This window comes from Pseudomonas parafulva, from assembly GCF_002021815.1.
GTDB lineage: Bacteria > Pseudomonadota > Gammaproteobacteria > Pseudomonadales > Pseudomonadaceae > Aquipseudomonas > Aquipseudomonas parafulva_B.
Window position 1 is genome coordinate 213109 of the sequence record NZ_CP019952.1, and the last position, 21223, is coordinate 234331.

Annotated in this window: 21 protein-coding genes; 16 read left to right on the plus strand and 5 right to left on the minus strand. The window is 60.7% G+C overall.

Translation table 11 applies throughout. The annotated features are described in order from the left end of the window. Nucleotides 1-2 precede the first annotated feature (2 nt). The 4 genes from B2J77_RS00895 to B2J77_RS00910 all read left to right on the plus strand — a co-directional run bounded on the left by B2J77_RS00895 (nt 3) and on the right by B2J77_RS00910 (nt 3764). The gene (locus B2J77_RS00895; protein ID WP_058637039.1) at nt 3-1103 is read left to right on the plus strand and encodes a uroporphyrinogen-III C-methyltransferase; all 1101 of its coding nucleotides are present in this window, start codon (nt 3-5) and stop codon (nt 1101-1103) included. After that, nucleotides 1100-2338 (plus strand): heme biosynthesis HemY N-terminal domain-containing protein, encoded by a 1239-nt coding sequence (locus B2J77_RS00900; protein ID WP_058637040.1) that lies wholly within the window; start codon nt 1100-1102, stop codon nt 2336-2338. Before B2J77_RS00895 ends, B2J77_RS00900 begins: the two co-directional genes overlap by 4 nt. A gap of 222 nt (nt 2339-2560) precedes the next feature. Then, nucleotides 2561-3082 (plus strand): disulfide bond formation protein B, encoded by a 522-nt coding sequence (locus tag B2J77_RS00905; RefSeq protein WP_058637041.1) that lies wholly within the window; start codon nt 2561-2563, stop codon nt 3080-3082. A 211-nt stretch (nt 3083-3293) separates the two neighbouring features. Further along, on the plus strand, nt 3294-3764 hold the full coding sequence (locus B2J77_RS00910) for an Rsd/AlgQ family anti-sigma factor (protein WP_058637042.1): 471 nt from the start codon (nt 3294-3296) through the stop codon (nt 3762-3764). A gap of 7 nt (nt 3765-3771) precedes the next feature. Here B2J77_RS00910 and B2J77_RS00915 read toward each other — a convergent pair whose 3' ends face one another. Further along, nucleotides 3772-4410: an FKBP-type peptidyl-prolyl cis-trans isomerase gene (locus B2J77_RS00915; protein ID WP_078477807.1), complete on the minus strand. Its 639-nt coding sequence runs from the start codon at nt 4408-4410 to the stop codon at nt 3772-3774. Nucleotides 4411-4667: 257 nt separating this feature from the next. Here B2J77_RS00915 and B2J77_RS00920 point away from each other — a divergent pair, with 257 nt between their 5' ends. Further along, nucleotides 4668-5606, plus strand: a complete 939-nt coding sequence (locus B2J77_RS00920) for an AlgP family protein (protein WP_078477808.1) — start codon at nt 4668-4670, stop codon at nt 5604-5606. On the opposite strand, the gene B2J77_RS00925 is transcribed toward B2J77_RS00920, so the two are convergent. Then, on the minus strand, nt 5582-6064 hold the full coding sequence (locus tag B2J77_RS00925; RefSeq protein ID WP_058637045.1) for a TIGR02444 family protein: 483 nt from the start codon (nt 6062-6064) through the stop codon (nt 5582-5584). The two genes, B2J77_RS00920 and B2J77_RS00925, sit on opposite strands and share 25 nt — an antisense overlap. Nucleotides 6065-6114: 50 nt before the next feature. On the opposite strand from B2J77_RS00925, the gene B2J77_RS00930 reads away from it, so the two are divergent. From B2J77_RS00930 to B2J77_RS00940, 3 genes are all read left to right on the plus strand, one after another. Next, nucleotides 6115-8025: an ATP-binding cassette domain-containing protein gene (locus tag B2J77_RS00930; protein ID WP_058637046.1), complete on the plus strand. Its 1911-nt coding sequence runs from the start codon at nt 6115-6117 to the stop codon at nt 8023-8025. Between the two features lie 130 nt (nt 8026-8155). Further along, nucleotides 8156-8788, plus strand: coding sequence for a LysE family transporter (locus B2J77_RS00935; protein WP_058604691.1), 633 nt, complete (start codon nt 8156-8158; stop codon nt 8786-8788). 214 nt (nt 8789-9002) lie between these two features. Beyond that, nucleotides 9003-9245: a DUF2789 domain-containing protein gene (locus tag B2J77_RS00940; RefSeq protein WP_058637047.1), complete on the plus strand. Its 243-nt coding sequence runs from the start codon at nt 9003-9005 to the stop codon at nt 9243-9245. A 152-nt stretch (nt 9246-9397) separates the two neighbouring features. On the opposite strand, the gene B2J77_RS00945 is transcribed toward B2J77_RS00940, so the two are convergent. Together B2J77_RS00945 and B2J77_RS00950 are read right to left on the minus strand one after the other, a co-directional pair. Continuing rightward, nucleotides 9398-9835 carry a CBS domain-containing protein gene (locus tag B2J77_RS00945; RefSeq protein WP_023535729.1) on the minus strand — a complete coding sequence of 146 codons (438 nt, stop codon included), beginning with the start codon at nt 9833-9835 and terminating at the stop codon, nt 9398-9400. A gap of 132 nt (nt 9836-9967) precedes the next feature. After that, nucleotides 9968-10423 carry a winged helix-turn-helix transcriptional regulator gene (locus tag B2J77_RS00950; RefSeq protein WP_058637048.1) on the minus strand — a complete coding sequence of 152 codons (456 nt, stop codon included), beginning with the start codon at nt 10421-10423 and terminating at the stop codon, nt 9968-9970. A 139-nt stretch (nt 10424-10562) separates the two neighbouring features. Here B2J77_RS00950 and B2J77_RS00955 point away from each other — a divergent pair, with 139 nt between their 5' ends. From B2J77_RS00955 to B2J77_RS00990, 8 genes are all read left to right on the plus strand, one after another. Next, complete coding sequence (locus B2J77_RS00955) at nt 10563-11807, plus strand: MFS transporter (RefSeq protein WP_058637049.1); 1245 nt, start codon at nt 10563-10565, stop codon at nt 11805-11807. Nucleotides 11808-11900: 93 nt separating this feature from the next. Next, a complete protein-coding gene (locus B2J77_RS00960) occupies nt 11901-12197 on the plus strand; it encodes a 2Fe-2S iron-sulfur cluster-binding protein (RefSeq protein ID WP_058637050.1) in 297 nt (98 codons plus the stop codon). Between the two features lie 69 nt (nt 12198-12266). Further along, entirely contained in the window at nt 12267-13019 is a 753-nt protein-coding gene (locus B2J77_RS00965) for a hypothetical protein (RefSeq protein WP_058637051.1), read from the plus strand. Between the two features lie 15 nt (nt 13020-13034). Next, nucleotides 13035-14375: an ATP-grasp domain-containing protein gene (locus tag B2J77_RS00970; RefSeq protein ID WP_058637089.1), complete on the plus strand. Its 1341-nt coding sequence runs from the start codon at nt 13035-13037 to the stop codon at nt 14373-14375. 28 nt (nt 14376-14403) lie between these two features. Then, nucleotides 14404-15735 (plus strand): ATP-grasp domain-containing protein, encoded by a 1332-nt coding sequence (locus B2J77_RS00975; protein ID WP_078477809.1) that lies wholly within the window; start codon nt 14404-14406, stop codon nt 15733-15735. 31 nt (nt 15736-15766) lie between these two features. Beyond that, nucleotides 15767-16993 (plus strand): ATP-grasp domain-containing protein, encoded by a 1227-nt coding sequence (locus B2J77_RS00980; RefSeq protein ID WP_058637052.1) that lies wholly within the window; start codon nt 15767-15769, stop codon nt 16991-16993. Nucleotides 16994-17017: 24 nt separating this feature from the next. Then, nucleotides 17018-17914 carry an EamA family transporter gene (locus tag B2J77_RS00985; RefSeq protein WP_058637053.1) on the plus strand — a complete coding sequence of 299 codons (897 nt, stop codon included), beginning with the start codon at nt 17018-17020 and terminating at the stop codon, nt 17912-17914. A gap of 17 nt (nt 17915-17931) precedes the next feature. After that, a complete protein-coding gene (locus B2J77_RS00990) occupies nt 17932-19275 on the plus strand; it encodes an aminotransferase class V-fold PLP-dependent enzyme (protein WP_228385160.1) in 1344 nt (447 codons plus the stop codon). A 79-nt stretch (nt 19276-19354) separates the two neighbouring features. Here the strand turns inward: B2J77_RS00990 and B2J77_RS00995 are convergent, their stop codons facing one another. Further along, nucleotides 19355-21085 carry a dipeptidase gene (locus B2J77_RS00995; protein ID WP_078477810.1) on the minus strand — a complete coding sequence of 577 codons (1731 nt, stop codon included), beginning with the start codon at nt 21083-21085 and terminating at the stop codon, nt 19355-19357. Between the last annotated feature and the right edge of the window lie 138 nt (nt 21086-21223).

The following is a 21223-nucleotide window of genomic DNA, read 5'->3' on the forward strand; positions in this document are numbered from 1 at the left end:
ACGTGAGCGAGACTGTCTTGTCCAACAAGGATCAAACATCGGCACAGGCGCCGACGGAGCCTGTCACCCCAGTGCCCGCCAAGCGCTCCGGCAATGGCTTGGCCGCGCTGGCCCTGTTGTTGGGCGCTGCCGGCATCGCTATCGGTGGTTGGGGCGCTTGGCAAGTGCACCAACTGCAAGGCAGCGAGTTCGATCAGGGCCAGCACCTGGAGGCGCTGAACCAGCGTGCCGAGGCACTTCAGCAGCGCGAACAGAAAATCAGCGCGCAGTTGGCAGGTCTGCCGGCAGCCAGTGAGCTTGAAGACCGCCGTCGCCTGGTGGCGCAGCTCCAAGGCGATCAACAGCGTCTGAGTCAGCGGCTTGAGACCGTACTTGGTGAAAGCCGCAAGGAATGGCGCCTGGCCGAAGCCGAACACCTGTTGCGTCTGGCGACCCTGAGGCTGTCGGCCTTGCAGGACATCACCAGCGCCAAGGCACTGGTCGAAGGCGCGGACGAGATTTTGCGCGAGCAAAGCGACCCTGGCGCCTTCGCCGCGCGCGAGCAACTGGCCCGCAGCCTCGCCACCCTCAACAATACCCAGCAACCTGACCGCACCGGCCTGTTCCTGAAATTGGCGGCTCAGCGTGAGCTCGTCCAGCAACTGAGCGCCCAGTCGCCCGAATTCGACAATGACGCCAATGCCATGGGTGCGCTGACCAGTGACGGCGATAGCGCCAGTCGCCTGGCCAAATGGTGGTCGGAAATATCCAAGTATTTCCAGATTGAATTCAATGCCGACGAGAATGTGAAACCGTTGCTCGCCGGTCAGCAGCTCAACCAGCTGCGCCTGGCGCTGAGCCTTACGCTGGAGCAGGCGCAATGGGCAGCGCTCAACGGTGATGCGAAGGTCTATGCCCAGGCATTGGATGATGCACGCAGCGTGCTGCTGGCCAACTTCAACGCCGACAACCCGCAAAGCAAAGCCATGCTCGACAGCCTCAACGCACTGGCCAAGCAACCCGTTTCGGTCGTGACCCCTGATCTCAGTGAAAGTCTTGCCTCCGTTCAGGCCTATATCCAGCGCCGGCATCTGCCTGCCGAGGACAAGGGAGACAAGCCATGAAGCGTGTCTACCTGTTGGCGGTATTGGCCATTGTGGTGGCGGCGGCCCTCGGCGTAGCCGTTGCCAAGCACAGCGGCTACGTGATGATTTCCTATGGCAGCTTCCGTTACCAGTCCGGGCTTTGGGCCGCGCTGTTGGGGCTGCTGGCCGTCATCCTGGCGCTGCTGGTGTTGCGTTTTCTGGTCGGCCTGGTCCTGGCCTCTGGCGGGGCGGTCAACCCCTGGTCCCGGCGCAACCGCAGCCGGCGTAACCGCGTTGCCATCGAACAGGGCCAGCTGGACTTGGCAGAAGGGCGCTGGGCCAGCGCCCAGCGTCATCTGCACAGGGCCGCAGAGGCTGAACGCCAACCGCTGATGTATTACCTTGGCGCCGCCAAGGCCGCCAACGAGCAGGGCCGTGTCGAGGAAAGCGACGGTCTGCTGGAGCGTGCGCTGGAGCGGCAACCTCAGGCGGAGCTTGCCGTAGCCCTGACCCATGCCCAACTGCAAATGGACCGTGGCGACAACGACGGGGCGCTTCAGACGTTGCTGGCCATGCAGGAGCGTCATCCGCACAACACTCAGGTACTGCGTTTGTTGCAACGCTTGCAGCTCGAGCGCGGCGACTGGCCTGCGCTCATTCGCCTGATGCCGGACCTGCGCAAGAACAAGGTGCTGCCCGCTACCGAGCTTGCCACGCTCGAACGTCGTGCCTGGGGGCAAAACCTGAGCCTGGCACAGAACCGGGGCGAAGATGCGCAAACGGCTCGCCAAGCCTTGGAGCGTGCCTGGCAGCAATTGACCTCCGCCCAGCGTCAGGAGCCGCAACTGGTCCTGGCCTATGCCGAACAACTGCGCCAGCTCGGCGCCCAGGACGAGGCCGAGCAGGTGTTGCGTACGGCGCTCAAGCGCAGCTACGAAAGCCATCTTGCCCGGCTGTACGGTCTGGTGCGCGGTGAGGATCCCGCGCGCCAGCTGCAGACCGCCGAAGCTTGGCTCAAGGACCATCCCCAGGATGCCAGTCTGCTGCTGACGCTGGGTCGACTCAGCTTGCAGAATCGGTTGTGGGGCAAGGCCCGTGACTACCTGGAAAGCAGCTTGCGCATGGAGCGCAACCCCGAAGCCTGCGCCGAGCTGGCGCGTCTGCTCGCTGGCCTTGGCGAAACCGAACGCAGCAACCAGCTTTTCCAGGAAGGGCTTGGTTTGCTCGATGAGCGTTTGCTGGCGCTGCCTTTGCCGGAGACGGTTCGCGCTTGACCTGACCCTGGCCCGCGGGAAGCCGCGGGCTTCATGGGCAGGTAATCTTTCGGTTTGGGGTGGAGAAATCCTGACGTATTTTCTTACGGTGCGTCTTACACGGCAGTTGGATATTTCCTAGGCAACGCTGGGAATTGTCTCGACTGTTGTGCCTTGAAACAAAGGATGTGTTTCCTCTACCGTTTCAAGCCACGACCACCGATACCGGGATCCCCACTGCCCATGCTGCCGGCCCGCCTGCGTACTTTCTTCTTCCCTGCCTGCCTGGTGGCGCTCACTGCCCTGGTCACTGCATTCGAGCTGCAGGATGCGCTTGGGCTTTTACCGTGCCTACTGTGCCTGACGCAACGGGTGCTGCTGGCAGGGTATGTCCTGGTGTGTCTAAGCGCGGTGCTGCATGGGCCGACACTTGAAGGCCAACGCCGCTATGCCCAGCTAGCGCTTGGCTTTGCTCTGGGTGGCGCTGCAGTAGCCGCAAGGCAAGTCTGGTTGCAGGGGGTGGTTGTCGATGATCTGGTGTGCCCCGTCGCCATCGACCGCAACGCCGGGCAGTACTGGAACGAGCTTGCCCGGCAACTGTTTTCCGGGGCCCCTGATTGCAATGCCCTTACCTGGAGCTTCATGGACTTGACGCTACCCGAATGGAGCCTGATGGCCTTTGTGCTCCTGGCTGCGTTGGCGCTTGGCCATCTACTTGCAAGTCGCCTGCATGCCTTGATCATCCATGACCTCGAGCAACGCTGAACTGCCGTAGACCGGTGGTCTTAAAGCGGTTTATTAAACACTTGTACGAAGTTATTACCCTGCATACCTTGAAGGGCAGCTTGCGTGGGAATAATCTCCGAGCACGCATACCGAAAATCCAAGGTTTGATGCTGTCCTGCTGATTCAAACTCGTGCCATAGCAGCGCTACGCGAGGAGCAGCGGCATCTGCCCACAGGGGAAGAGATCGCCATGCTCGATAGTTGTCAGAATGCACAGGAACGCTGGGGCGGGGTCAACGCGCTGATCGACCGTTGGCTGAGCGAGCGCGAGCAACTGGTTCATGCCTATCGTGCTTTACGCGATGCCAAGCTTGCTTTTGCAGACAAGGACACCAACGGCGACTTCTGTGCGCTGCTTGTGGACTACGTCTCGACGTGGCACTTCGGAATCTGTGAACAACTGGTCATTGAGGCCGAGGCATTTGGGGACACCCGAGCCCTTGACCTTGCAGGCGAGATCAACCCACGCATCGATGACATTACCCAGATTGCACTGGCCTTCAACGATCACTGCGTCAAGGCTGAATGCAGGGACACCGAGCGCTTCGCCGAGAAGCTCGGCAAGCTTGGCAGCTTGTTGCATGAGCGCTTCGAGCTTGAAGACTGTCTGATTGAAGTGCTGCACAACGCGCACAAGGGAGAAGGGCTGACGCCCGTCTGAGGGTCATTCAGTCCTTGGTTTGCAGCAATTGGATTTCAAAAACCAGCGGCGTGTAGGGTGCGATCAAATCACCCGCGCCGTCGGCGCCATAGGCCAGTGCAGACGGAATCACCAGTCGCCATTTTGCCCCCACCCGCATCTGCGGCAGCGCCACCTGCCAGCCCTCGATAACCGAGTCGAGGCTGAACCACTGCGGTTCACGGCTTTGGTCGAACACGTCCCCGCTGGGCAACCGCCCCACGTAATTCACCAGTACTTTGGCGCCTGCCTTGGGCTGCGGGCCATTGCCTGCTTGTAGCTCGCTGTACAGCACGCCTTGCATCAACTCACGCACACCAGCACGCGCCTGCTCATTGGCCATGAAACGTACCTCTGCGGCTTCAGGCGCCTGGGGCACAGCGTCTTGCTGCTGCGGTTGGTGCTGTTCGAGCAGCGCCTGCATGCGGGCCTGGCTCAACTTCAAGGGCTGTTGCTGGTACGACTGGCGCAAGCCCTCAATGAGCGCATCGAGCTGTAGCCCTGGCATTTCGTGTCGCAGCCGTTCACCCAGGCTGGCGCCCAGGCTGTAGGCGAGGTCCTGATCATCGGTGTTGGCCACGGCCAACATCGGCAGTAGGCAAAAACCTAGAACAATGGATCGAAGCATGACCAATTCCTACGGCGGTGGGTGGCGAAGTATGCCAGTGTCCAGGGCGGTGCGGGCTCGCCCGGTGCCGGGCACATGATGCATTCAGCAACGGCAGTTAGCGTCGGCGATGAGTTGTTGATTGCAGTGTTTGCGATGCGCAATGTACTCAGACGTTGATATGCAACAGTGTATGGATATTGCGGTCAAGATGCCCTAGCGGCCTGCGCAGCGGAAGCATAGTATGAGTCGCACTCTCATCAGTCAGGAGGTAAGTCATGTCGGCCAAGAAAAAGCCAGTCAGCACGCCGTTACACCTGCTTCAGCAACTTTCGGGTAGCTTGCTTGAACATTTGGAAGAGGCCTGCTCGCAAGCGCTGGCTGATGCAGAGAAGCTGTTGGCCAAGTTGGAAAAGCAGCGCGGCAAGGCCCAGGAAAAACTGCATAACGGTCGCTTGAAGTTGCAGGACGCAGCAACGGCGGGCAAAGCCAAGTCGCAAAACAAGGCCAAGAAGGCAGTTGCCGAGCTCGAAGCGCTGCTCGACTCGCTCAAGGACCGTCAGACCCAGACTCGCGGCTACATCCAGCAGCTAAAGCGCGATGCTCAGGACAGCCTGAAACTGGCCCAGGGTGTTGGCAAGGTGCGTGAAGCTGCCACCAAGGCCCTCGACCAACGTGCAGCCCAGGCTGCCGCCCCAGCCGCTACCAAGCCTGCTGCCAAGACCACAGCCGCCAAATCGTCCACCCACGCTACCGGCAAGGCCAAACCAGCCGCGCGAACCGCAGCGACCAAGCCTGCGGCCAAGGCCGCCGACGCTAAATCCGTGGCAACCAAACCCGCTGCAAGCTCGACCTCGAAGCCTACCGCGGCCAAGGCTGCCGCGAAGCCGGCCGCGGCCAAGTCCCCTGCCAAAGCAACGGCGGCCAAGTCTTCCGCGACCGAACCTAACGCAGCCCGTCCCCAGGCGGCTAAGTCTGCATCCAAGTCTGCATCAGGCGCTGCGGGTGCAAAAGCCACAAGCAAGCCCGCACCTGCCAAACCCTCGACCCGTGGCACCGCTACCAGAACGGCGACTCGCACTGCCAGCAGCCGCTCCGCGAGTGCCAAGCCGGCAACAGCTGCGGAAGAAAGAGCCCCATCGTCCGGCAACTCGGTGAGCCCTGCCACACCAGTATCCGATGTAAGTGCTGCTCAGTCGTCGTCCACCGACGCCTGATGCGCCAGTGCCGCCGCGCGCAATTGTTCAAGCGCGCGGTGATCTTGCAGCTGGCTCGGCACAAGCCCAGCCAGCCAGTCGCCCGTTTGTCCAGGTCTGCCAGCGGGCCACTGTGATGCACAGGCTTGCAAGCGCTCCAACAGCGCTCTTTCGGCCGAAAGCTCCAGCTTTTTGAGTTGCTCTCGAAGTTCAGCCAACGGTTGATCCTCTTTGGCTGATTCTCGCCATTGTTCGCGCAGGCTTCGTAAGGGCGATACCACATCCCGTTGCCAGGGCCCTGCACAGCCCTGCAATGCCTCGATGCGCAGTTGCTGCACCTCGATTGACCTGGCCTGCAGCCAGGTGGCGCACAGTAGCAGGCATACATCGCCTCCTTGCCGTTGCAGGTCGAGGCAAGCCGCTTCCACACCGGGCCTGGCGTACAGGCTCAGGGCGTGATCCCACAAGTCGCTTTGCATGGTTCCACTCGCGCTATGGGCCGAGGAAGCTGGTAGACTCCGCGACCATCATGATCAGACTATCCAACCTCACTTTACAGCGTGGTCCTCAGCGCTTGCTAGATGGCGCCGAGATGACCCTGCACACCGGTCACAAGGCCGGCCTCATCGGTGCCAACGGTGCCGGCAAATCCAGCTTGTTCGCCTTGCTGCGCGGTGAGTTGTCGCCCGATGGCGGTGATTGCCACCTGCCGGCAGACTGGCGGATCGCACACATGCGCCAGGAGGTCGATACCCTTGACCGGGTGGCCGTGGACTATGTGCTCGACGGCGATGTGCGATTGCGCAGGGTGCAGGCTGCGTTGGCAGAGGCCGAACAGGCCCATGACGGTACGGCACTGGCCCGGCTGCATAGTGAGTTGGACAGTGCTGACGGTTATACCGCCGATGCGCGAGCGCGCAAGCTGCTGGCGGGGCTGGGCTTTACCAACGAGCAGATGGACCGCCGCGTCGGCGACTTCTCCGGTGGGTGGCGGATGCGCCTGAACTTGGCCCAGGCATTGATGTGCCCCTCCGACCTGTTATTGCTCGACGAGCCGACCAACCACTTGGATCTGGACGCCATCCTCTGGCTGGAAGACTGGCTCAAGGGCTACCCGGGCACGCTGTTGTTGATCTCCCATGACAGGGATTTCCTTGATGCCGTGGTCGATCACGTGCTGCATGTCGAACAACGCAAGCTTAACCTTTACAAGGGCGGCTACAGTGCCTTCGAGCGCACCCGTGCCGAACGCCTGGCCCAACAGCAGCAGGCCTACGAGAAGCAGCAGGCGCAGCGCGCGCACATGGAAAAATACATTGCGCGCTTCAAGGCCCAGGCCACCAAGGCGCGTCAGGCACAGAGCCGCATAAAGGCCCTGGAGCGCATGGAGGAGCTGTCAGCTGCTCACGTGGATTCGCCGTTCGATTTCGTGTTCCGCGAGTCGCAGAAAATCTCCAGCCCCCTGTTGAGCTTGTCCGAAGGGCGACTGGGTTACGGCGACAAGGCCATCCTCGAGAAGGTGAAGCTGCAGCTGGTGCCAGGTGCACGCATTGGCCTGCTAGGCCCCAACGGCGCAGGCAAGTCCACCTTGATCAAGAATCTTGCCGGTGAGCTTGAGCCGCTGTCCGGGCGCCTGGTGCGAGGTGAAAACCTCGCCGTCGGCTATTTTGCCCAGCATCAGCTCGACTCGTTGGACGACAAGGCCAGCCCCTTGCTGCACCTGCAGCGCATTGCCCCAACCGAGCGCGAGCAAACGCTGCGCGATTTCCTCGGTGGTTTCGATTTTCATGGCGACCGCGTAGACGAGCCGGTCGTGAATTTCTCAGGTGGCGAAAAGGCACGGCTTGCGCTGTCGCTCATCGCCTGGGAGCGGCCGAACCTGCTGCTGCTTGACGAACCCACCAACCACCTGGACCTGGAAATGCGGCTGGCCCTGACCATGGCCTTGCAGGAGTTTGCAGGGGCAGTGGTAGTGGTGTCCCACGACCGGCACCTGCTCAAAAGCACCACTGATGACTTCTTGCTGGTCGCCGATGGCAAGGTCGAACCCTTCGACGGGGACCTCGATGACTATAGCCGCTGGCTCGTGGACTATCGTCAGCGCAACGCGCCGGTCAGTAGCGCGGTAACCAACCCCGACAAGACCGACAAGAAGGCCATGCGCCAAGCTGCGGCAGCATTGCGCCAACAATTGGCGCCACACAAGAAGACCGCTGACAAGCTTGAAGCTGAACTCAACCAGGTGCATGCACAGTTGGCCGAGATCGAGGCTGCGTTGGGTGATGGTGGTCTCTACGAAGCGGCGCGCAAGGAAGAGCTGCGTGAATTGCTGGCCCGGCAAACTGCGCTGAAGCAACGTGAAGGTGACCTCGAAGACGCTTGGATGCAGGCATTGGAAACGCTTGAAGCCATGCAGGCCGAACTCGAAGCGCTCAGCTGACGCGCGCTCTGCGAGCTTTGCTACCGGCCTCCCGGAAGCAGAGCTGCAGAATCGTTCAAATTGCGCTGGTCATTTTTTCATCGGCACCTTAGCTTAATGTTTTGAAACATGTGCATGAGCGAGGTGTGGGATGTCGATGGAAGTGTGGTTGGGCTTTTTTGCCGCCTGCTGGGTAATCAGTCTGTCTCCCGGCGCGGGCGCTATCGCCTCGATGTCCAGCGGGCTGCAGTACGGGTTCTGGCGCGGTTACTGGAATGCGCTGGGCTTGCAGATTGGCCTGGTGATGCAGATCGCAATCATTGCTGCAGGTGTCGGAGCCATCCTGGCTGCCTCGGCCACCGCCTTCCATGTAATCAAATGGTTCGGCGTCGCCTACTTGGTATACCTGGCCTATAAGCAATGGCGCGCCTTGCCCATGGACATGAGCGATGAATCCGGTATACGACCCATCGGCAAACCGCTGAGCCTGGTGTTCCGAGGTTTTCTGGTGAACGTCAGCAACCCCAAGGCCCTGGTTTTCATGCTGGCGGTGCTGCCGCAGTTCATCAATCCCCATGCGCCTTTGCTGCCACAGTACATCGCCATCGCCGCGACCATGGTTGCCGTCGACATGCTGGTGATGGCGGGCTATACCGGGCTTGCAGCCCGCGTGCTGCGGGTGCTGCGCACACCCAGGCAGCAAAAGCGCCTCAACCGTACCTTTGCCGGGCTGTTCATCGGTGCGGCCACGTTCCTGGCCACCTTGCGCCGCGCGCCGCTGTAGATCCAGGGCAGGGGGGCTGCGCCTTTTGGCTCACAGCCATCTGCTCAGGGCATTAGTGGGATTTATCGAGTCTTCTGCTTTGGCGCGCTGTCTATTCCCCAGGCACGATGATTGCAGTCATCCTGCCTGGGGCGCTGATGCCCACCCTTGAGCGCAAGCTCTTAAACAGGACTGGCGCTTACACCGAAGCGCATGCCGGCACTGCGGAGGAATCATGGACAAACCGACTCACCACTTTTCCGAATTGTTCAAGCAGCTTGGACTGGACGACGATCCGGTCGAGATCGAGCGCTTCATCACCACCCATTCGCCGCTCGACGATGATGTGAAGTTGGTCGATGCACCGTTCTGGAGTGAAGGCCAGCGTGCTTTTCTCAAGGAAAGCTACACTGCCGATGCCGACTGGATTCCCATGATCGACCAGTTGAACGAAGCACTTCATCCGGCCAAGAAATAAGTTACCCGCAGCGAAAGAGTAAGTGGCCGTGAGTCGCCCCAGTCAATGCGCCGTTACCGCCATTCAAGCGGGATAGGGTGTGGACCGTTCTGGACTCGGCTGACGGCCAGCCTTACCTGTGGCGCGTGCGGGCAAACGCGTTTCCAAGCGTTTCACTCACCGCGGATGTACTGCTCGAGCTGCAAGATCAGCCCTGCCTGCTCCGCAATGGTCTCCTTGACCAGGTCGCCAATCGACAACAGCCCCAACAGCTCACCGTTGCTCACCACCGGTAGATGGCGCAAATGCCGGTTGGTCATCAGGTTCATGCAGTATTCAAGGTTGTGCTTCGGCTCCACGGTGACCACCGGTGCGCTCATGATATCGCGCACCGGCGTGGCGGCCGACGAGCGTCCCTTGAGCACCAGCTTGCGCGCATAATCGCGTTCACTGACGATACCTACCACCTCGTTGCCTTCAACGACAGGCAATGCGCCGATGTTCATCTCGGCCAACAGTCTGAGGGCGTCGAGCACTGAGTCGTCCGGGCCGATGGTATACACGGTCTGGTGTTCGGACTTGCTCTTGAGGATTTGTTCGACGTTTTTCATGGCGGCCTCTGCGGGTGGAGGGAAACACTGGCGATGGTCATGCAAGCATTGACCACCCGACGTCGTCCGGCAATGCAGGAAACGGCATCGAGGTGATTGAAAAACGTCATGAGCATGCAGAGGGCGTTTGCCTCAACCCTCTCGGGTGATCAGTCGTCGGTGACAGTCCTCGGGGCTTAACTGCCGGCCTGCACGGGATCGAACGATGATCGTCTCGATGGGCTCGTCCGTCACGTTATCCAGCATGATCGAATGGCACTCGCCTGAACCGTACAGGAAACGCTCTCCCCACTGGCGCATGCTGATGACAATGGGGAAGGCGGCCCGCCCCATCTCGGTCAGCACATACTCCTTGTAAGCGCTCCCATCCGAAGCAGGCCGTATCTCGAACACGCCCAATTCGACCATTGCCTTGAGCTTTACGGTGAGGATGTTCTTGGCGACACCCAGTCGCTTCTGAAAATCACTGAACCGCCGTACGTCGTCAAACGCTTCGCGGATGATCATCAATACCCATCGGTCCCCAATTGCTTCAAGGGTGCGCGCCACTGGGCATTCACTGCGCGCTAGCTGTTCCTGTTTGGCCATGTTTGTCCATGAGCAGATGTTGAAAAGCGCTAACCATATGAGAAAACGTTCATGGCCAGTAGTTGCATTTAAAAACCTGTTTTGTTAAAAATCGCTGCAAGTGGTTTTCTTTTAAAACCGATTCCAAGGATGGAAGTGCATGCCGTACAGGCCAGACAGCCCGGTCAAGCGCGCGGCGACAGCCGAAGCATCTGCCAATGGCTACGACACACCGCGTAGTACCACACTCAGCTCCTCTCAGACCTTCCTCTTTGCCATTACCTGCGCAATGGCCGTGGCGAATGTCTACTTCGCCCAGCCGCTGCTCGAGTCCATGGCCAGCAGCTTGGCGGTGCCTGCCAGCACCATCGGCATCGTCGTCACGGCCACCCAGGCAGGTTATGCGGTCGGTTTGCTGTTCATCGTGCCGCTGGGCGACTTGGTCAACCGGAAAAAACTCATCCTTTGCCAAATGCTCCTCAGCGCCTTGGCCCTCTGTGCCGTAGGGCTGGCGCAGGCCTGGGCCGTGCTGCTGGGTGCGATGGTCCTGGTGGGATTGATGGCCGTGCTGGTGCAAGTGGTGGTGGCCTACGCTGCGGCACTGGCAAGCCCCGAGCAACGTGGCCAGGCCGTGGGGACGGTGACCAGTGGCGTGGTCCTGGGGATTCTGCTTGCACGTTTCGTGTCTGGCGCAATGGCCGATCTGGCCGGGTGGCGCAGCGTGTATTTCGTGTCGGCCGTGCTGATGGCGGGGATGGCCTTGGTGTTGTGGCGCACGCTGCCCGCACCTCCACGGGCTTCGGTCAGCGGCGGCTACTTTGCCCTGCTGCGTTCGGTGCTGCAGCTGTTTCTAAGCGAACGTACCCTGCGCGTGCGTGGGGTCTTCGCGTTGCTCATCTTCGCAGCCTTCAGCGTGCTCTGGACTTCCATGGTCCTGCCGCTCAGTGAGCCAGACCTTGCGCTTTCGCATACCCAAATCGGGCTGTTTGGCCTTGCCGGCGTAGCAGGGGCCCTCGCCGCAGCGAGGGCCGGGCGACTGGCAGACCGTGGCCTGGGCAATCGCACCACAGGCATTGCGCTGGCCGTGTTGACCCTGTCCTGGCTCCCGACGGCGTTTGTCCACAGCTCGCTGCTGGCAATGGTCCTGGGCGTGGTGATGCTCGACTTCGCCGTGCAGGCCGTGCACGTCACCAACCAGAGCCTGATCTTTGCTGCACGGCCGGATGCGCAAAGCAGGCTCGTTGGCGCCTACATGTGCTTCTACTCGCTGGGCAGCGGGCTCGGTGCCATCGCGGCGACCTACACCTACGCCCAGGCGGGTTGGGTCGCCGTGTGCCTGCTGGGCGCATCGATCAGTGCCGTCGCCTTGATCTACTGGCTGTGGTTGAACTTCAACGACCGATAAGTACTTGCGCTTCAACAGGTGTGCTCATTGTTTCGACACAGCCACCTGATGCCGTGCGCGCGACACCGCAACTTCAACTGACCCGAGGCACGTATGGCGCTGCACAAACTGACCGTTTCCTCCCACGGCGTCGACTTTGAACTGCCTTCCAATTCACCCCTTACGGACATCGAATGGGAGGCCGGTGGCAAGAATGTCATCCCGCTGGGTTGCCGTGTCGGGGCCTGCGGGGCGTGCCTGATCAAAGTCAAGAAAGGGCTGGACGCGTTGAATCCACGCAACGATGAGGAAACAGCATTCATAGAACTGTTGGGCTATAGCGGGGCGGACTACCGTCTGGCCTGCCAGTGCCTGATCAGAGGTGAATTGGCCATTGATGTCATTGGCTAGGCAGTGCGTTGTTCACGTCGACTCATGATGAGTGGCGTCTTGTATCAGAACCCAAAAAGAGGCTCGAATATGCTGAACCGTGTAAAGAATGTGGGCTATGGCGATCGCACACCGTTCCTCAATGCTGCTGCATCGGTCAACCTGCGTGGGGAAATCGACAGCATCATCGATGAACAGGTCGAGCAGTGGTACAAGACGGTGCCGCAAGCCGCGCACCTGGAAGGCAAGGATGTCAACAGCGCCTACTACAAGCGTCACCTGATCGAAACGGCGTGGCGTATCCGCCTGCTGCGCGTTGCCGAGGCCAAGGCATTGGTCGAGGTGGCGAAAGTCAGCCCGGAAGCTGCGCAGATCTGGGCCCACTACGAGCAGGAAGAAATGCTGCATGACGACCTGTTCATCCAGGATCTTCAGCGTGTAGGCGTCAGCCGCGAAGAATTCCTTGCCACTGAGCCCTACTTGTCCACCAAGCTGTTGGCAGGCTTCTTCTCCTACCTGCTCGACCATGAAGGTCCCCTGGGCGTCATCGCCTACTCGTACCTGGTCGAGTACGTCAACGTCAAGCTTGAGCCGCGCAAGCTCGAAGCGCTCAAGGGCTCGGTCGGCGAATCCAAGATCGCAGGTCAGATTTCCCACTCCCACACCGACATCAACGATGACCACCCAGGCGAGGTATGGGCGGCGTTGCGCTTCTTGATCAAGGGTGAGCAGGACATCGCTGCGCTCAAACGCTACCTGGCCGAGCATCAGAAAGTGCTGGCCATGTACTTCAACGAGTTGTACCTGGACACGCTGGCCAGCCCGCAAGCCAAGGTAGCCTAAGCCATGGTGCAGGCAATGAAGACGACGCGACCTGGTGTGCTGATCCTGAGCCATTGCGGCTTTTCCTTTCTGGAAGACTTGAAGTTAGAGCTGCATCGTCGTCAGCTTCGCTGCTTCGTGCTTTCTTCATTGCCGCTTCCTGAACATGTACCCGCTCGTTTGCAGCAAATCGAGTCCTGGGCAGACCGGCTCTATGTCGGCGACGCTCACCAATTGCGCAGCGACGAGGTTACCCAAACCCTCCAGCGGCTGCATGAAGCAGGCGAACAGGTCACCTGTTGCATCAGCGTGTGGGAGGGGTATCGGCACCTGATGGCGCAGGCCAACCTGTCGCTTGGCACCTACGACATTGCCCCTGAGCAAGCGCTTGCCCTGCGCAACAAGCTCGCGGTGCGTAACCAACTGGCGGCGGCCGGGCTTTCACACGTCCAGGCGCATGCACTGTCGGCACCGGTCCTGCAGGCCTTGCAGCTGGACGGCCGCCACTACTTCATCAAGCCGATCCACGGCATTGCTTCCTATGCCGCCTTCCCAATGCATCCGGACACCCGTTGGGACACGTTGGAAGCCCTGAGAGAGGCTTCGGCAAGCGACACCGTGTATGCCTCTGCCTTCAACGAAGGGCTTGAGTTCATGGCCGAGGATTACATACCCGGTAAAGAATTCAGCTTCGAGACCCTATTGCTCGATGGTCAGGTCCACGTCGTGGCCATCCATGAAAAATACGAAGTCACAGAGACCGCCGAAACGGTATTGGAAGACAGCTGCACCACACCGCCGGCCAGCCTCGATCAGGCACAGATTGCAGCCGGCCTGGCATGGCTGAATCAAGTGCTTGGCTGTCTGGCGTTGAAATGGGGCTGCTACCATATCGAAGCCAGGTTCACGGACGAGCATTGGGACCTGATCGAAGTCAATCCACGGGTTGGCGGCAGTCTGATTTCTCATAGCGTAGAAGCGGTCGCTGACGGGCACAGCATGCTGTCGCTGTGGCTGGACCTGCTATTCGCAAGCCAGGACGATGGGCCTCTGCGCGAGGCCTTCGCACATCGTCTGGACAGGCTCGGCTGGCACGCTGATGGCACCACCGCACAGACGACGGCCACGTTCTTTCGCGTCTATTTCGCCAAACCCGGCACCTTGCGTTGCGTCGAGCTGGCTACGGCCGCACCGGCGCCTAGCGTCACACACATCCTGCTCAAGGCAGGCGATGTGATTCCTGCCCATGCCCGTGAAGTGTTCCTCGGTCAGTTGCTGTGGACATTCCCGCGCACAGAGCACCCCGCTGAACTCAAGCGCTTGTCTCGTATCAGCGCAGATGCGCTCGATATCCAGTACGAAACCGAAGGCTTCTGACGCCCGCCACGCACCGGAGACAACTGACATGTCCTTGCAAAGACCCGTTTTGCTGGTTGTGGATTACAACTTGAGCCGTATTGGCGACGTTCAACACATGCGCAACCATGCCCGTGAGCGCTGGAATGCCGAAACCTGGTTGGTTCGCAGTGCTCCCCAGGCGCACGATCTGCGCATCAGCGATCGGCTGATCGACGCAGACCCGTTGGCACCGGACTTCATCCAGCGCGTGCTTGAGCAGCTAGGCGACGATGCCACGCGTGTGAGTGCTGGGATCGTGTTTTCCGACAATGCCGTAGCCAGTGGCGCTGCGCTGCTCGAACGCCTGGGTTTGCCTGTTGACGACGCCCGCCTTGCCTTGGGTGCGTTTGATAAGCTGGCTTATCGGATCAGCGAGCAGCGCATCGGGCCGATGCTCACCCAACTCGGCGTGATGGTGCCGGATTTCGAGCGCATCAGGTGCCTTGAAGACGTCCAGAACTTCGCCCAGCGTCAGACACGCGGCTTCGTCATCAAGCCCACGACCGAGGGCAATAACCGCGGCGTGGTCCTGGTCGCCCCGGGCGCAGACTGCGACCAGGCGTTTGCCGAGGTGGAGCCGTACCTGGCGAACGGCGTGCTGGCCGAAGCCTTGATACCCTTTGACCGTGAATTCTCGTACGACGGATTGGGCGAGTTGTGGTTCATCACCGAGAAAGTCAGCGCCACCGGGCGCTACCCTGTGGAAGTGGCGCAGATCCTGCCGGCCCGGCTCGACCATCAGGAGCGCATGGCCATCCGTGTGGTGGGCGAGCAGGTCAACCGATTGGTTGGCCAGCGCATCGGGCCGTTCCACAATGAGATCAAGCTCAGCGAAAAAGACTGCAACACGGCGGTGGTCGAGCCCAATCGGCGTCCTGCAGGCATGAAGATCTGGACGCTGGCTCAGGCCGTCCACGGGCTTGACTTGTATGCAGCCTGGATCGACTCGGTATTTTCGGCAGCCATACCCAAGGAGCTGCCAGAACCGACCTGTAGCGCAGCCACCCTCATGTTCGGCGTGCCCCAGGACATGACCGTCGAGGTGGCCCAACTGGGCGATGTTCATGCCCTGGTGGTGGAAACGATCGCCTGCGCAGCCCAGCAGCTGGGCATCGCGCAGGACGCCGTCGTCTTGCTCGAATGCGCTTGGGTGACCCGTGCGCGCCGTCTCGTCCATGCAACGCCCCGCGACAATAGCGACTTCGTGGCGCAGGCCTGCGTCGCGCTGCACGATACCCAGGCCGATATCCGTGATCTGGTGAGTGCGCTGCGCGAACGATGGCTGCAAGTCATGGCGCGCAGCCTGGCTGCCGAACCCCTGCTCAAGGCCGCTTGCTGAGCGACGCCCTCCACGCTTCGAGAACAATAATATGAAGATTCTGATCCTCCACCGTGTGCCTTACCCCCGAATCGAATACCACCGTGGCATTGATCATGTGCTGCACGAAGTCACCTATTTCGGTAAGCAAGCTGCAATCGACACGCTGCCTGCCGATTTGCAGTGCGAGCGGGTGGTACGAGCAGGTACCGCCAGTGCCAGCGAGGAAGCATTGGCATGGTTGTCTGATAGCCCCCAGCACTTTGATCGCATCATTTCGATGTCCGAATACGAGTTGCTCGATGCTGCGCGCTTGAGAGAAGCACTGGGCGTTGAAGGGGCGTCAGTGCAGACCGTGACCCTGGCGCGCAACAAGCTACTGATGAAGGAGGCGGTGCAGGCTCATGGCTTGCGCATACCGCGGTTCATGTCGCTGGCCTGTTATCTGGAGGCGCAGGGCCAGGTGCCTTGGGCGGGCAAAACGGTCTTCAAACCCCATAGCGGTGCTTCGAGCGCGGACGTCAGCGTACATGTGTCATCTCAGGCCCACCCCGAAATCCGGCGCAAGATCCATGAACAGTCGTTGCACATCGATGATTTTCAGGTCGAGGAGTACATTGCAGGCCCGATTCGCCATTTCGACGGCTTGGTGCTCGACGGTCGAATCGTCACGATGCAGGCCAGTGAATATGTAGGCACCTGCCTGGCCTACATGGAGCAGGGCGCGCCGCTGGGCTCCTGGCATGTGGACAGCTGTGCATCCACACGGGAGTGGGTGGGGCAGGCGCTGAACGCGGTGCAGATCACCCAGGGCGCTTTTCACCTGGAAGCCATCATGGACGCCAACGGGCCGGTGTTCCTCGAAGTGGGTAATCGGGTCGGCGGGGCTGACGTGGTGGCGACCTATGAGATGGCCACAGGGATCCATTTGCCTTCGCTGGAACTGCGTATCTATGTCGAGGGCGAACTAGACTTTTCGACACTGAGCGGCCGGCAGGCGGACTTGGGCTACGGATGGTTCGTGTTCCCTGGGCACACTCACCCGCAGCGCACGTTCCATGGGCTCGAGGGCGCAGGTGAACTGCGCAGCAGCCCTTGTATCGTGCAGTGGAACGAACTCGAACCGGGTGCACCATTGCCTGGGCACGTGACCTACTCGGCATTCGAAGCGCCGCTGGCGGGCATCGTCAAGACTGCCGACCCCGAGCGTACCCGCGACTGGATAGGCGATTTGTTCTCCCGGGTATCACTGGCCCGGCACCTGACCTCCGTTGCTTAACTTCTTCTTCAAGGCAGCCTGCCAATGAAACCACAGCATGTAGTGCTGGCCGTTCTGATCACGGCCATCTGGGGCATCAATTTCTCTGTCATCAAACTGGGGCTGGCCACTGTCGATCCCCTGATCCTCGCCGGGATTCGTTTCAGCCTGTGCGCGCTGCCGGCGATTTTCTTCATCCGCAAACCTGATGTGGCCTGGCGCTACATCATTGGTTATGGCCTGGTGTTCGGCATCGGCTTATGGGGTGTGGTCAACCTCGGGATCAAGGCTGGGCTGTCTGCCGGCATTGCTTCGCTGGTGCTGCAGTTCAGTGCATTCTTCACCATCCTGCTGGGCGGGGTGGTCTTCAAGGAAGCACTGACGCGCTTTCAGGTGCTGGGCATGCTGGTCGCCTTTGCGGGGCTGCTGTGCATCATTACGATCAGCGACGGCTCGGTGACGTTGCCTGGTGTACTGCTGGTACTCCTTGGCGCTGGCGCATGGAGTGTCGCCAACGTCATCAACAAGAAGGCCAGGACCAAGGACGTGTTCGCGTTCCTGGTGTGGTCCAGCGCTTTTGCACCGATCCCGTTGTTCGTGCTCGACTACGCGGTCAACGGCAGTGCCGGCTACACCGCGCTGGTCCATCAGGTGGACAGCACGGCCATTCTGTCGATTCTCTTCCAGGTCTACCCCAACACCTTGTTTGCCTACTGGATCTGGAATTCGCTGCTCAAGACGTACCCGGTATCAACCGTCGCACCGCTTTCGCTGCTGGTGCCGATTTTCGGCATGCTCGGCTCGGTACTGGTGTTCAACGAGAGCGTGCCCACCAGCAAGGTGCTGGCCGTTATCCTGATCGTGCTGGGCCTGGCTGTGGGCCTGTATGGCCAGCGCCTCTTCAATGCTTTGTCCGCGCGCACCGCGCGAACTTCACTGTGAATCGATAGGAAGTCGAAATGAGTTTGGGAAGACGTGGATTCATGGGGGGCGCTGTGGGCGCCACCCTGGTTGGCGGCAGCATGATCGCCAGCTTGTCCAACGCAGGCGCCGCTCCGGTGCCTGAACCGGAAGCCCCGGCATTCGATCCCGCCGACTGGGCATCGGTACGGTCGCAGTTTCAGCTGTCGCCCCGGTATGTGCATATCTCCAACTTCTTCCTGGCATCCAACCCCAAGCCGGTGCGCGATGCCATGGCGCGGCACCGGGAGGCCTTCGACCAGAACCCCTATACCTACCTTGAAGACCACATGTTCGCCAAACCCGAAGACATGGTCTGGCGCAAGGTCTGCGAAACGGCAGCCGCCTATACGGGTGGGCGCGCAGAGGACATTGCCCTGACCACCAGCACGACCCAGGGCCTGGCAATGATCTACAACGGCATCAAGCTCAATCCCGATCAGGAAATCCTCACCACCCACCATGAGTGGTACACCCACGACGAAGCGATGCGCCTGGCCGTGGTCAAATGGGGTGGCAGCATCAGGCGCATCGATCTCTACCAAGGGCCGCAGGACGTCAGCGTCGATGCCATCGTGGCGCGTATCGAAGCCGCCATTCGCCCTTCGACCCGCATTCTGGCAATGACCTGGGTTCACTCCGGCACCGGCGTGCGATTGCCGGTCAAGGAGATCGGCGACCTGGTGGTCCGGCTCAACAACGGCCGTGACGAGGCGCAGAGAATCCTGTACGTAATTGACGGGGTGCATGGTTTCGGCTGCTCCGAGGCGCAGGTCGCCAGCCTGGGATGCGATTTCTTCAGTGCCGGTACGCACAAGTGGATACTCGGCCCCCACGGCACCGGTCTGGTGTGGGGACGCGAGGGGCAATGGCGCCACGTCATGCCGACCATCCCCACCATCATGGCGGCCGAGCCTGCCAATGCCTGGCGCCAGGAACGTGCGCCGCAGGGTGATACGCAAGCGGCCTGGGTAAGCCCCGGGGGGTTCCAGGCGTTCGAGCATCAGTGGGCGATGATCGAGGCGTTCCGATTCATCGAGCAAATTGGCCGCACGCGCATTGCCGAGCGTGTCGCCGAACTCAATGGCCAGCTCAAGGAAGGGCTGGCCAAACTGCCCAACGTTTCATTGCTCACGCCCCAGAGCGCGCAGTTTTCAGCGGGTATCGTGTGCTGCGACGTCAAAGGTCAGGCGCCCAAGGACGTGGTGGCGAAGTTGAAAGCGCAGAACATCATTGCCAGCGCAACGCCCTACCGTCACACCTCGGTTCGCTTCTCTGCCGGGATCACCAACACCCCCCAGGACATTGAGAAGACCCTGCAGGTGATGCACAGCCTGACGTGATTCAGGGCTGTGCAGGGTTCACCGGACGCGCTACCCGGCCCTCTAGGCCGGGTAGCGATGCCAAAGGCAGAGGCGGGGCTCAGAGCTTCGGCATCTGCCCGATCCGCGCCACCATTTCGCTGACCACCTGCAGGTCCAGCATGAACTGGTCCACGGTCTTGAACTCGTTGTCGTTATGCCCGGTGTACTTCACGCCGGGCATTGCCAGACCAAACTGCACGCCGTTGGGCAGGTCATGCACCGAGGTGGCCCCGGCGGACGTACCGAAGGTGTGCTCCATGCCCAGGTTTTCGCTGGCCACGGCCAGCAGTGCCTTGACCCACTCGCCTTCAGGGTTGCGGTACATCGGCTCATCCAGGCTGTAGTCATAGGCTGGAGTGATATGGCTTTGCTGCGACCATTTGCCGAGCTTGTCGGCGATTTCATCCTTGATCGGTGCGACCGCCTTGCCCTTGGGGATGCGCAGGTTGATCGCCAGCTTCAAGCCTTTGTCATCCACACCGACGAAGGTTGGCGAGGCGGTAAGCGGCCCCATGAACGCATCGTCATAGGCGATGCCCAGCTTCTTGCCCAGGTAGTCCAGGCCCCAGTTGTCCGCCGCATAGCGGGCAGCATCGGTGAACTGGTTCTGCTTCAATGGCACCGTTTTGCCCACGCCATTGATGAAGTCCAGCATGCGCGCGACAGGGTTCACGCCCGATTCGGGTTCTGAGGAATGAGCTGACATACCGGTTACGGTGAGCACCACCTGCTTGCCGTCGGGTTTGGCAGCGATGCTGAAGTCGCCACCGTTTTGCTTCACGTACTCGGCACCGGCCGTGTTCAGTCGCTGCGCCAGTGCGCTGGCGTCGTCGGTGAGCAAGGTCGCTACCGAGGTGGACGGAATCTGATTGGTAGCAAGCCCACCGGTGAGGTTGACGATTTCGGCCCCCTGGCCGCTGGCCGCACGCTTGGCAAAATTCGCCATTATGGTGCCGTAGCCTTTTTCCGCGATGACTACCGGGTAGCCGCCATCCAGGGCGAGGTTGTAGTCAGGCGTGGGGTTGCGCTCGAAGTAGTACGGGATGGCATCGCCGCTGGTTTCTTCGGTGGTGTCGATCAGCAGTTTGAATTGCCGCGCCAGGGGCAGGTTTTCATCCTTGGCGACCTTCAGGGCATACAGCGCTACGACGATGCCATTCTTGTCGTCCTCGGTACCGCGGCCGTACATGCGATCACCGACCAGGGTCACCTTGAACGGGTCCAGGCGCGTGCCGTCGGCAAGCTTCCAGTTTTCCGGTGTGACAGGAACCACGTCGGCATGGGCATGGATACCGACCACTTCCTTGCCGCTTCCCAGGGAGATTTCGTAGACACGGTTGTCGACGTTGCGAAAAGCCAGGCCAAAGCCGTCGGCCAGTGCCTTGATCTTGTCGGCGATCTTCAGGAACTCGGGGTTTTCATGCTGAGGTGTGCCCTCGACGGTGACCGTGGGAATGGCCACCAATTCGCGCAGCGTCTGGGTGGCGGCCTTGCCGTACTTGATGCGGGTGTAGAGCCCGAGCAGGCGATTGATCTCGTTCTGCTGCTCGGCGTCCAACGGCTTGCCGGCCAGGTAAGTGTCCAGGGTGGCGCCCAGGCCATCGGCCTGGTTCAGGTCGCTGCCTTTGAGCTTGCCGAGAAACTGCTTGAAGTCATGCGGATCGCTGCCGTCGAACGCCTTGACGATCGCCGCAGACTGCTGCTGGGTGAGGTTGGCCTGGGCAGGCAATGTGAACAAGCCGATGCTGGCCGCCAGCAGGGAAACAGAGGTGAGCTTTTTCAGGTGCATGAGTGTACGCATTCCTTCGCCAGTCATTGATGAGGCCCCGTCGTGCGGGAAGGCCCTCACGCTAACACCAATGACCTGTGGTACGGCAGTACCAGGCGTGTGACATGGCGCACAAACGAAAAAGCCCCAGGCGTTGGC